The sequence below is a fragment of the Exercitatus varius genome (assembly GCF_029577735.1).
Taxonomy (GTDB): domain Bacteria; phylum Pseudomonadota; class Gammaproteobacteria; order Enterobacterales; family Pasteurellaceae; genus Exercitatus; species Exercitatus varius.
In genome coordinates this window covers 136,256-147,641 of record NZ_JARQTO010000009.1, presented here as the reverse complement: position 1 = coordinate 147,641, position 11,386 = coordinate 136,256, and the positions used below count along the sequence as shown (strand labels likewise).

The window sequence follows — 11,386 nt, the reverse complement described above, 5'->3', positions numbered from 1 at the left end:
GGTTAGATGTATTTGGTATAGTCCTACCGCTTTATTCGTATTTATTCAAAATATTCTTCTTTTTTACTCATGTTAAAGAAACTGTTAGTTATCACCGGTGCATTATTTTTAGCGGCTTGTTCGTCGTCTTCCAGATTGGATACGGCGGCTTATCCGTCAGTTGATGAAAGAAATGATGCGGAATTAACCTCTTTTATTGGTCAGTTGAAAACAAACCGTCCGTACCAATCATCCCTTTCTAACCAATACGTTCGTCAATATTCAACCGTTTCTCCGGCGCAAAGCGCACAAAGACTCGCCCAAGTTTATAACAAATGGGTGGGAACGCGTTATCGTTTGGGCGGTACGGGACGCGGCGGCATTGATTGTTCGGCATTTATGCAAACGGCATTTGCCACTGCCTTCGGCGTGAATTTGCCGCGTTCGACTTCAGAACAACGTTCTTTAGGACAACGTATTCAAAAACATCAACTCAAACAAGGCGATTTGGTTTTCTTCCGCGGTAATTCTCACGTAGGCGTGTATATAGGAAATAATAAATTTATGCATGCCAGCTCAAGCCAGGGTGTCACAATCAGTTCATTGGATGAAAATTATTGGGCAAGAACCTACACCCAATCTCGTCGGATTCTATAACACTTAACGTTGAAGCTTGTTGTGTATAAAGTGCGGTCAAAATATTGAATATTTTGACCGCACTTTTACATGGTGTCGCACCGAATTAATTGGTACTCGGTTAATAGAATGGTTATGCCACGAATTTCATGGTGTCGCGACGAGGTTTGACTTGATGAATCGTATTGGTTACCACGCCAACGATATTTAAATCCGTTAAGTTATGGGTTTTGATATTGGCCGCTTTGGCACTAAGTGAAAACAAGACAAATTCGCCGTTGTTGTGGGTGACGAATTCGTAGATGTCCATTTTATTCCGGTTTTCAATGACAACCAGATCGCCGACCGTCAATGATTCGCTTTTTTCGACCACCAACATATCGCCTTGTTCGATTCCCCATGCCAGCATATCGGGATTGGTTACGCGAATAAAACAGGTTTGTTGCGGACGTTTGATGCAATATAAATTCAGATCCAGTTTTCGGCTGTAATTTGACGTCATTGCATGATCTTCGAAAAACGGCATAGGTTGATAAGAAAAATCGTTTTGAGCCTGAATCGCATAGTTCATGACGGATCTCCTTAGGGATACTAAAAATAAAATCAGGGTGATTTAATTTACAGGTGTATGTTACTGTTTTCTTAAACAGGTTGTCAACAGTGTTTTTAGATCTTTTTTAACCGGCGAGCATTGAATGTTAGAAAATCTTAATTTTTTGTTTCCAACCGCTGGATTTTCCGTTATCTTTAGTGTGCTTTATCGGATCGCGGGATCCTTGTGTTTAACTGGCAGGCAAACGCTTGCATAACTTTATGCTTTATTATGAATACTTCACGTTTTATTTCTCTCTTTTTTCATGGCAGTTTGGTGAAACGTATTATAGTCGGGTTAATTCTTGGTGTAATTACGGCATTAATCAGTCCAGATCTGGAACCGGTTCTTAAATTTAATCTTGCTGAAAAAGTCGGTATTTTAGGTTCTTTATTCGTTAAAGGTCTGCGTGCCGTTGCGCCGATTTTAATTTTCGTTTTGGTGATTGCGGCCATTGCGAATAAGAAAGTGGGCTCCAAAAGCAATATGAAAGATATTGTGGTGCTTTATGTCCTCGGTACCTTCGGTGCTTCCATTGTGGCCGTTTTAGCAAGCTTTGCCTTCCCGATGCATATTCCGTTAACCATCACGGCGGATTCGTTATCGCCGCCGAGTAGCGTTTCGGAAGTCTTTGTCGTGGTTATTTCAAATATTTTTGCCAATCCGGTTGAAGCATTGGCAACCAGTAACTTTATCGGTATTTTAACTTGGGCCATCGCTTTAGGCATTGCATTACGTCACGCTGCGGAAGGCACGAAAAATGTTATGAATGATTTCGCCGAAGCCGTATCGAAGATTGTGCATTTGGTCATTAGCCTTGCGCCGTTCGGTATCTTCGGCTTAGTTGCTGCAACGCTTGCCGACAAAGGATTAAGCGCGCTTTGGAATTATGGACATTTACTGCTTGTGTTGCTTGGTTCTATGTTCTTTGTAGCATTTGTAGTTAATCCGATTATCGTTTATTGGAAAATTCGCCGCAATCCGTATCCGTTAGTGTGGAAATGTATCAGTGTGAGCGGTTTAACCGCATTCTTTACCCGCAGTTCGGCAGCAAATATTCCGGTGAATATCGATCTTGCCGAAGAATTGGGTTTGGATGAAGAAACTTATTCCGTTTCTATTCCGCTAGGCGCGACAATCAATATGGCGGGCGCGGCAATTACCATTACGGTATTGACTTTAGCGGCGGTACAAACATTAGGTATTCCGGTATCTATTTGGACAGCGATTTTATTAAGCGTTGTATCGGCCGTATGTGCGTGTGGCGCTTCGGGTGTTGCCGGCGGTTCGCTTTTGTTAATTCCGTTGGCCTGTAGCTTGTTCGGTATTCCCGGTGATGTGGCGGCGCAGGTGATTGCGGTAGGTTTCGTTATCGGCGTATTGCAGGATTCAACGGAAACCGCACTCAATTCGTCCACCGACGTATTATTTACGGCAGCGGTCTGTATGGCGGAAGAACGTAAAAATAACGCATAATTCTATTGATTGAAAAAGCGGATTTTTTATCCGCTTTTTTTGTATTCGGAGAAATGACATGCTTAATTTCGAAAATGCACGATTCAAGCTACGGCAAAATCGTTTCTTAATTTTACCGCACTTTGAGATTTTCCCGCGCGATTATTGGGTGATCGTGGGCAGCAACGGCAGCGGTAAAACCGCATTTTCATTGGCGTTGGAAGGCGCTTTGCCGCTTTATTCGGGTGAGCGTCACAATAGTTTTCAACACGTTCATTTGCTTTCCTTTGAAAAGCAACAGCAGATTTTAGAGCAAACTTTTAAGGATCGAAATAACGATATGGTGAGTCCTGACGATTTCGGTAAAACCGCGCGTCAGATGATTTTAAACGGTTCGGATAAAAACGCCTTGTGCGAAGAATATGCCGGAAGTTTGCATATCGAACAATTGCTGGAACGTCCGTTTATGCAGCTTTCTACCGGCGAAAGCCGTAAAGTGTTGCTGGCGCAGGCATTGGTGAGCGAGCCGGATGTGTTGATTTTAGACGAACCTTTCGAAGGGCTGGATAAGCAGTCCGTACAGGATTGGGTTCGGCTGCTTGAGCGGTTGGCGGAAAAAATGGCGTTAGTGCTGATTGTCAATCGTTTCGGCGATATTCCGAAGGCGGCGAAGAAAATTGCCGTTTTGGAAAATCTCGAATTGATCCTGCAGGGCGAACGAGAGGAAATTGAAGGGCAAAGTATTTTTCAGCAGCTGGCTTATGCGGAAAATGCGGTGGATGCGGCGTTACCGGAAGCGGCGGCACCGTTACAAAAACTACCGGAAAATCGCCCGCACTTTGATTTACGCAATGTGACGGTTCGTTACGGCGATAATGTGATTCTGAATAATCTTTCGTGGCGGGTTGAGCCAAAACAACATTGGTGGATTAAAGGGCCGAACGGCGCGGGAAAATCAACCTTGCTGTCGCTGATTACCGGCGATCATCCGCAAGCGTTCAGTAATCATGTGGTGCTGTTCGGTCGTCAACGCGGCAGCGGCGAAACCGTTTGGGACATTAAATCTAAAATCGGTTATGTCAGCAGCCAGTTACATATGGATTATCGTGTCAATTGCTCCGTGTCGGACGTTATTATTTCGGGCTTTTTTGACAGTATCGGCGTTTATCAACAGACGCCCGACGCATTACGGGTAAAAGCCTTGCAGTGGTTGTCCCGCCTGAATTTAAGCGCGTTGGCGAAAAAACCGTTTCGCTCGTTGTCCTGGGGGCAGCAGCGGTTGCTGTTAATTACCCGCGCGATGGTGAAGCATCCGCCGGTATTGATTCTGGATGAGCCGCTGCAGGGTTTGGACGGCGTAAACCGTAAGCTGGTGAAAAGTTTTATCGAACAACTTGTGAGCAACAGCAAAACTCAATTATTGTTCGTTTCTCATCAGGATCAGGACGCGCCGAATTGTATCACCGATATCTTTGAATTTGTGCCGGACCGCGACGGTTATAAATATGTACAAAGTGCGGTCTGATTTGTTATAGTTTTTTAGGTATTTTTTATTTATAAAAGGAACGGATTATGGATATTTTTGATCTTTACCCCGCCGCGATTGTGTTTGTCATTTTGGTGTTTGTCGTTCTGTTTTCCACCATTAAAGCGGTGCCGCAAGGCTATCACTGGACGATCGAACGTTTCGGACGTTATATTAAAACCCTTACGCCCGGTTTGAATTTCGTGGTGCCTTTTGTGGATCGCGTGGGACGCAAAATCAATATGATGGAGCAGGTGCTGGATATTCCGTCTCAGGAAGTGATTTCAAAAGATAATGCCAATGTTTCCATTGATGCGGTGTGTTTCGTGCAAGTGATTGACGCGCGCAGCGCCGCCTATGAAGTGAATCATTTGGAACAGGCGATTATCAATTTGGTGATGACCAATATTCGTACCGTTTTAGGGGGCATGGAACTGGACGAAATGCTTTCCCAGCGCGACAGCATTAACGGTCGTTTGTTATCTATCGTCGATGAAGCGACCAATCCGTGGGGCGTGAAAGTGACGCGAATTGAAATCCGAGACGTGCGTCCGCCGCGTGAATTAAGCGAGGCCATGAATGCGCAAATGAAAGCCGAACGAAACAAACGGGCGGAAATTCTGGAAGCGGAAGGGGTGCGTCAGGCTCAAATTCTGCGTGCGGAAGGGGAAAAACAATCCCGTATTTTGCGCGCGGAAGGGGAAAAGCAAGAGGCCATTTTGCAGGCGGAAGCCCGCGAGCGCGCGGCTCAGGCGGAAGCCAAAGCAACCCAAATGGTGTCTGAGGCCATAGCCAACGGTGATACCAAGGCAATTAATTACTTTATCGCTCAGAAATATACCGAAGCCTTGAAAGACATCGGCGGCGCCAATAACAGCAAAGTAGTATTAATGCCGTTGGAAGCGGGTAATTTAATCGGTTCTGTGGCGGGTGTCGCAGAATTATTGAAAGGCGATAAAAAATAAGGAAAAAAGATGGAATGGTTAACGACCTGGACGGCTTGGCACTGGCTGATTTTAGGCTTTGTGCTACTGATTGCCGAAATTCTCATTCCGGGCATTTTTTTGCTTTGGTGGGGGCTGGCGGCCGTCGTGGTGGCGGGGCTGATGGCGTTCGTCACCGCGCTGACGTTGCCGCTATTGGGCATTATTTATGCCGTGCTAGCCACGATTTTCAGCATTATGTGGTGGAAATATCAGCACGGACGGGATCAGGCGGATGAAAAGCATTCCGTGCTTAATCAGCGGAATCACGCGATGCTGGCAAGTCGCGGCGTGGTGCAGGAAATGGGCGATAACGGTATCGGGCGCGGACGTTTCGGCGACACTACCTGGCGGATTCAGGGCGCCGGGCTTAATATCGGCGATACCGTTGAAGTCCTTGCGGTGCAAGGCATTACATTAATTGTGAAAAAGATTTAAATTATGGCGACACATCTTATTATTTTTGCCCATCCTAATCCCGACAGTTTTACCAACGCGATGGTTGCGCGCGTGGCCGATGTCAGCGCGCAGCAAGGTGCTGAAGTGATTGTAAGAGATTTATACGAGATGAATTTTAATCCCGTGCTGCCTTTGCACGAACTGAAAGGCAGCATCCCGCCCGATATTCTGCAGGAGCAGCAATATATTCGCCGGGCGGATTTAATCACCTTGATTTATCCGTTATGGTGGATGGGCTTTCCCGCTATCCTGAAAGGTTATCTCGATCGCGTATTAACCCACGGCTTCGCTTATCAAACCGACGAAACGGGGTCTGTAGGATTGTTGCGCGGCAAGAAAATGCAACAGTTCATTAATCTGGGCAGTAATGCGCAAACTTATCGGGAAAACGGCTATGCGCAGGGTTTAGACGTGTGTTTGGTGAACGGTTTGTTTAATTTCTGCGGAATCATGGATATTCAGCATATTTTATTCGGTAGTCTGTATTTGATTGATGACGCCGCCCGCCGCGCAATGTTGGACGAAACGGCGGAAAAAACGCGTAACGGTTTGTCGCAGATAGGCTAAAATAAGACGAACAGCTGAAAAGTGCGGGCAAAAAAATAAACGTTTTTTTGCCCGCACTTTTGTCTATGTTAAACGAAGATGAAAGGGCGCCGATGGCGTCCTTTCGGTTAGCGGCATTGATTAATCAGGAATTGCGTTAATAATCCGACCGGACGGCCCGTCGCGCCTTTATTGGCGCCTTGCAACCACGCGGTTCCCGCGATGTCCAAATGCGCCCAACGGTATTTTTTGGTGAAATTCGACAGGAATGCACCCGCGGTAATGGCGCCGCCCCAACGTCCGCCGATATTGGCAAGATCCGCAAAAGGGGATTTCAGTTGTTCCTGATATTCCTCGCTTAAAGGCAAACGCCAGGCTTTATCCTGCGTTTGCTGCGAAGCTTGCAACAGTTGTTCGGCAAGCGCATCGTCGGTGGCAATCAGGCCGCTGTTGTGCTGTCCCAACGCCACGACGCAAGCGCCGGTTAACGTCGCCACATCGATCACGCATTCGGGCTCGAAGCGCTCCACGTAAGTGAGAGTATCGCATAACACCAAACGGCCTTCCGCGTCGGTATTCAGCACTTCGACGGTTAATCCGTTCATGGCGGTTAAAATATCACCGGGACGATAGGCGTTGCCGTCCGGCAGATTTTCACAACCCGCCATAACGCCAATCACATTCAGCGGCAGCTGTAATTCCACCAGAGCGTTCATTACACCGAAAATCGACGCCGCGCCGCACATATCGTATTTCATTTCATCCATATCCGCGGCGGGTTTCAGCGAAATGCCGCCGGCATCGAAGGTTAATCCTTTTCCGACCAAAACGATGGGTTTGGCGTGAGGATTCGGATGATTTTTATATGTCATCACAGCAAGCTGCGCTTCATTTTTTGAACCTTGCGAAACGCCAAGGTAAGCGTGCATGCCCAATTCCGCCATTTCTTTTTCACCCAGCACGGCGACGGTTAAAAGTGCGGTACGTTTTTCCAACGTTTTTGCCTGCGCCGCTAAATAACTCGGGTTACAGACGTTCGGCGGGCAGTTTGCAAGATCGCGCGCCGATTTTACCCCTAAGGCGATGGCGACGGCATGTTGAACGGCAAGCTGCGCCTGTTTGTCGTCGGTATGAAAAATTACGTTCTGCAATTTGATTGGATCGGTTTTTTTGCTTTTAAATCGGTCGAAAACGTAACTTTCCGTCGCAATGGCTTCTAATCCGAAGCGGACGTTCCAATACAGATCGCGATCTTTAATCGACACTTCCGTTAAAGCGTTGACAAGGGTTTGAGCGGAGGTGGCTTTAACGGCTTGAAACGCTTTTTGACTGATTTGTTTGAATTGACGCTCGTTGATTTCACCCGGTTTGCCGGCGCCTACCACGATAATGTGTTGATTTTGTCGGCGAAATGCGGTGATTTCGTCGATTTTGCCCGAAATATCACCGCTTTTGATTAAGTCGGAAATTTCGTTTCGGGTATCCAATTGTTGTGCGCTCGGTGACAATGTGCCGTCTTCAAAAACGGCGACAAAAACGGCATTCGCCTGCGAAAGTGCGGTTGAATTTGCTGAGTATTTCATTTTTCTTCCTACTGTTTTTAAAGGTGAAAATAGGCTATGATATGCGGTCAAATCCTATAGCGCCTCGTGAAGGAACTTCATAGCCGATGTGCGGTCGTAGGATTAACGAAATTTCAATAAATTGCAAGCGGAAAAAAAGATAACGTGATTTTAACCAGATATTTAACCCGGGAAGTGTTCAAAAGCCAGGTGGCGATTTTGTTCATTTTGCTTTTAATTTTCTTCAGCCAGCAACTTGTTCGCGTATTGGGTTCGGCGGCTAACGGAAATGTGCCGGCGGATCTTGTTTTTTCCCTGCTGGGACTAGGAATGCCGACCATGGCGCAGCTGATGTTGCCGTTATGTTTGTTTATCGCGATTTTATTGACGTTCGGCCGGTTATATGCGGAGAGCGAAATCACCGTTATGCGCGCATGCGGCGTGGGACAGCGGATTTTAGTGCGCGTGGTTTTATTGCTTTCGTTTTTTACCGCCATACTTGCCGCTTATAACGCATTATGGCTGTCTCCCTGGGCAATTCAGAAACAAACGGAAATCGTCGAAGATGCAAAAGCGAATCCGCGTATGGCGGCGTTATCAGCGGGACAGTTTATGATGTCGAATAATAACGATTTTGTGTTATTTATCAATAAGATAAAAGATAATCAAATCAATGACGTATACTTGTTCCAAACCCGCCAGAAGGGGAGCGCCAAACCGTCGGTTGTGACGGCGGAAAAAGGCGAACTTAAATCCTTACCGAACGGTGATCAAATTTTGAGCTTGGAAAATAGTCAGCGATTTGAAGGTTCTGCCGCGTTACCGGATTTCCGGATTACCCGTTTTGAAGAATATCAGGCTTATTTGGGGCATCAGTCCGCCGAAGCGACGGAAAATGAAGCGGAAGTATTGGATTTCAATACGTTAACTCAATTAAATACGCCGGCGGCCAAAACCGAATTACATTGGCGTTTAACCTTAATTCTGGCGGTGCCTTTAATGGCGTTGATCGCCGTGCCGATGAGCCGCGTAAACCCTCGGCAGGGACGTTTTGCTAAAATGTTGCCGGCGCTGTTGCTGTATTTAATCTATTTTTTAGCACAGAGTTCGCTGAAATCGGCCGGCGCGGCGGGAAAACTGGATGCCGCTTTTTTTATGCCGTTGGTGAATGTGGCGTTTTTATTGCTGGGGATTTTGCTTAATAGCTGGGAAAGCTCGTTTATGTACAAAGTTCGCAATATGTTTGGCAGCGAAGCGACGGCAGGGAAGTAGCCTATGAATACATTGGAACGTTATATCGGCAAAAGCATTTTAGGGACGATTTTTGCCACTTTGCTGACTTTGGTTGGATTGTCCGCCATTATTAAATTCGTGGAACAATTCCGTTCGGTAGGAAAAGGCACTTACGACAGCTTGCAGGCGGTGCTTTTCACGGTTTTAACCATACCGAAGGATGTTGAAACCTTTTTCCCGATGGCGGCGTTGCTCGGCGCGTTGATTGCGTTGGGGAATCTGGCAAGCCGCAGCGAATTAATCGTGATGCAGTCGGCCGGATTTTCTCGACTGAAAATTGGCATTGCCGTCATGAAAACCGCTATTCCCTTGGTGCTGATTACCATGGTAATTGGCGAGTGGGGGATTCCGCAAACGGAACAATACGCCCGCGATATGCGTGCGAAAGCCATTTCGGGCGGTTCTTTAATGTCCGTGAAAAACAGCGTGTGGGCGAAAGACGGCAATGATTTTATTTTTGTTCGCCAAGTGCGTGAAGATGCCAATCTGAAAGACGTATACATCTACCATTTCGATAATCGCCAGTTACAACGCCTCAGCCACGCCAATAGCGCGACTTACGAGAACGGAAAATGGCAGTTGCAGCAGTTGAATGTGTCCGATATTAAGCCGGATCAAATTTCCACGAAAAATTATATTTCGCAGGAATGGCAGACTTCTTTAACGCCGGACAAATTAGGCATTGTATCTTTGCGGCCGACTTCGCTTTCTATTTCCGGTTTGTCGGAATATATCGCGTTTTTGCACCAAACGGGACAGGACAGCAAAAAGTTCGAGCTGACCTATTGGCGGAAATTGTTTCAACCGATTTCGGTGGGCGTGATGATGATGTTAGCGTTGTCGTTTATTTTTGGGCCGTTACGTAGCGTCACGGCAGGCGCTCGCATTGTGACGGGGATTTGTTTCGGCTTCCTGTTTTATGTGATCAATGAGATTTTTGGGCCGTTAAGTTTGGTTTATAATGTGGCGCCTATTGCCGGCGCGCTAATGCCGAGCGTCCTTTTCTTGATTATTACCTGGTGGTTGCTCAGCCGTAAACGGGATTAAAAATGGCTCAAAATTTGCCCGCACTTTTGTCGTTATATGATAAGTGCGGTCAAAATTTGGCGAATTTTACAGCGAACGAATAAAAAATAAAAATTTCTGCTTGCAAGCCCGGTGAATACCCGTATAATGCACAGCACACAAACCAGATGATGTTTATCAGTGAAGCCTGGGTGGCGAAATTGGTAGACGCAGCGGATTCAAAATCCGCCGCCTTTGCGGGTGTGTCGGTTCGAGTCCGACCCTAGGCACCACCGATAAATATCATTCCAAAGCCACTGTAATAGTGGCTTTTTTCTTATCTCTTTTCTGGTTGATTCCGTATGCTAAAAGGTGTTTTACTGTCTGTTTTCGCTTCTTTGCTTTTTGGTGTGGTCTATTTTCTTTCAACGGTTTTATATCCGATTCAAGGTGCCGGGCTTTTCGGATGGCGAACGTTGGTTACCGTTCCTTTCGTGATTGCCGCTGTTTTTCTATTGAAACAACAGCAAGAGTTTCTGGCTTTTTTAACCCGTTTAATGCACGAACCTTATCTCATTGTTATTCTTTTGTTTAATAGTTTGAATATCGGCGCGCAAATGTGGCTGTTTTTATGGGCGCCGGTGAATGGCAAAGCGATTGAGGTTTCTATCGGTTATTTACTGATGCCGCTGGTAATGGTGTTAATGGGGCGTTTTGCGTTCCGTGAACGAATGAGTCGAGTTAAAGGCGTCGCTGTTATTTTTGCCGCATTAGGCGTTTTCAGTAAGATCTGGATAACCGGTGTGTTTTCGTGGGAAACGGCTTTTGTTTGCGTAGGTTATCCCGTTTATTTCGCAGTGCGTAAGCATTTTAATATTTTGCATCTTTCCAGCTTTTTGCTTGAGATGTTATTGATGATTCCGATTTCTGTCTATTTTGCCGCACAGGTGGAGATGTCTTGGGTTCTGCAACAAAATCCTTTCGCTTATGAATGGTTGGCATTATTGGGATTGGTGGGCGGTATTGCGTTTATCGCTTATATCATGGCAAGTCAACGAATTCCCATTAATATTTTAGGATTGTTGGGTTATTTGGAGCCTTTTACAATGTTAGTGGTTTCCTTTCTAATCGGCGAACGTTTAGAGCAGGATTCTTATATTTTAATGGGCTGTTTATGTGTTGCGGTATTCTTGCTGATATCAGACGGTATGGCTAAAACTAAAATAACGGCATTTTCATAGGGTTTGATCATATCTATTGAGGGAAAAACGGAGTGTTGGAATCCGGATGATAAAAAAGAGTTGATTAAATCAACTCTTTTATTTTTTGAGGAATACTTTGATGAAATGAA

11 protein-coding genes and 1 tRNA gene are annotated in these 11,386 nt (G+C 46.0%); 10 read left to right on the top strand and 2 right to left on the bottom strand.

The genetic code is table 11. The features are described from left to right. Positions 1-69 precede the first annotated feature (69 nt). Positions 70-636, top strand: a complete 567-nt coding sequence (locus P7M01_RS07765; protein ID WP_317483473.1) for an NlpC/P60 family protein — start codon at positions 70-72, stop codon at positions 634-636. A gap of 112 nt (positions 637-748) precedes the next feature. On the opposite strand, the gene P7M01_RS07760 is transcribed toward P7M01_RS07765, so the two are convergent. Further along, a complete protein-coding gene (locus tag P7M01_RS07760) occupies positions 749-1,186 on the bottom strand; it encodes a LexA family protein (RefSeq protein WP_317476139.1) in 438 nt (145 codons plus the stop codon). Positions 1,187-1,438: 252 nt separating this feature from the next. Between P7M01_RS07760 and sstT the strand changes: the two genes are divergently transcribed. Genes sstT through P7M01_RS07735 form a run of 5 tightly spaced genes read left to right on the top strand, consistent with a single transcriptional unit; the run spans position 1,439 to position 6,196 of the window. Next, the gene (sstT, locus tag P7M01_RS07755) at positions 1,439-2,683 is read left to right on the top strand and encodes a serine/threonine transporter SstT (protein ID WP_317483472.1); all 1,245 of its coding nucleotides are present in this window, start codon (positions 1,439-1,441) and stop codon (positions 2,681-2,683) included. 58 nt (positions 2,684-2,741) lie between these two features. Further along, on the top strand, positions 2,742-4,187 hold the full coding sequence (gene modF, locus P7M01_RS07750) for a molybdate ABC transporter ATP-binding protein ModF (RefSeq protein ID WP_317483471.1): 1,446 nt from the start codon (positions 2,742-2,744) through the stop codon (positions 4,185-4,187). 47 nt (positions 4,188-4,234) lie between these two features. Continuing rightward, positions 4,235-5,152 carry an SPFH domain-containing protein gene (locus P7M01_RS07745; protein ID WP_202935880.1) on the top strand — a complete coding sequence of 306 codons (918 nt, stop codon included), beginning with the start codon at positions 4,235-4,237 and terminating at the stop codon, positions 5,150-5,152. A gap of 9 nt (positions 5,153-5,161) precedes the next feature. After that, complete coding sequence (locus P7M01_RS07740) at positions 5,162-5,608, top strand: NfeD family protein (RefSeq protein WP_202935879.1); 447 nt, start codon at positions 5,162-5,164, stop codon at positions 5,606-5,608. 3 nt (positions 5,609-5,611) lie between these two features. Next, the gene (locus P7M01_RS07735) at positions 5,612-6,196 is read left to right on the top strand and encodes an NAD(P)H-dependent oxidoreductase (protein ID WP_317483470.1); all 585 of its coding nucleotides are present in this window, start codon (positions 5,612-5,614) and stop codon (positions 6,194-6,196) included. 107 nt (positions 6,197-6,303) lie between these two features. Here the strand turns inward: P7M01_RS07735 and P7M01_RS07730 are convergent, their stop codons facing one another. Then, complete coding sequence (locus tag P7M01_RS07730) at positions 6,304-7,758, bottom strand: leucyl aminopeptidase (protein ID WP_317483469.1); 1,455 nt, start codon at positions 7,756-7,758, stop codon at positions 6,304-6,306. Between the two features lie 144 nt (positions 7,759-7,902). Between P7M01_RS07730 and lptF the strand changes: the two genes are divergently transcribed. The 4 genes from lptF (at position 7,903) to rarD (ending at position 11,276) form a co-directional block, all read left to right on the top strand. Continuing rightward, the gene (gene lptF / locus P7M01_RS07725) at positions 7,903-9,009 is read left to right on the top strand and encodes an LPS export ABC transporter permease LptF (RefSeq protein ID WP_317481531.1); all 1,107 of its coding nucleotides are present in this window, start codon (positions 7,903-7,905) and stop codon (positions 9,007-9,009) included. Between the two features lie 3 nt (positions 9,010-9,012). Further along, positions 9,013-10,077, top strand: coding sequence for an LPS export ABC transporter permease LptG (gene lptG, locus P7M01_RS07720; protein ID WP_317476134.1), 1,065 nt, complete (start codon positions 9,013-9,015; stop codon positions 10,075-10,077). Positions 10,078-10,241: 164 nt separating this feature from the next. Further along, positions 10,242-10,328, top strand: a tRNA-Leu gene (locus P7M01_RS07715). Between the two features lie 69 nt (positions 10,329-10,397). Continuing rightward, the gene (rarD, locus tag P7M01_RS07710) at positions 10,398-11,276 is read left to right on the top strand and encodes an EamA family transporter RarD (protein WP_317483468.1); all 879 of its coding nucleotides are present in this window, start codon (positions 10,398-10,400) and stop codon (positions 11,274-11,276) included. Positions 11,277-11,386 lie beyond the last annotated feature (110 nt).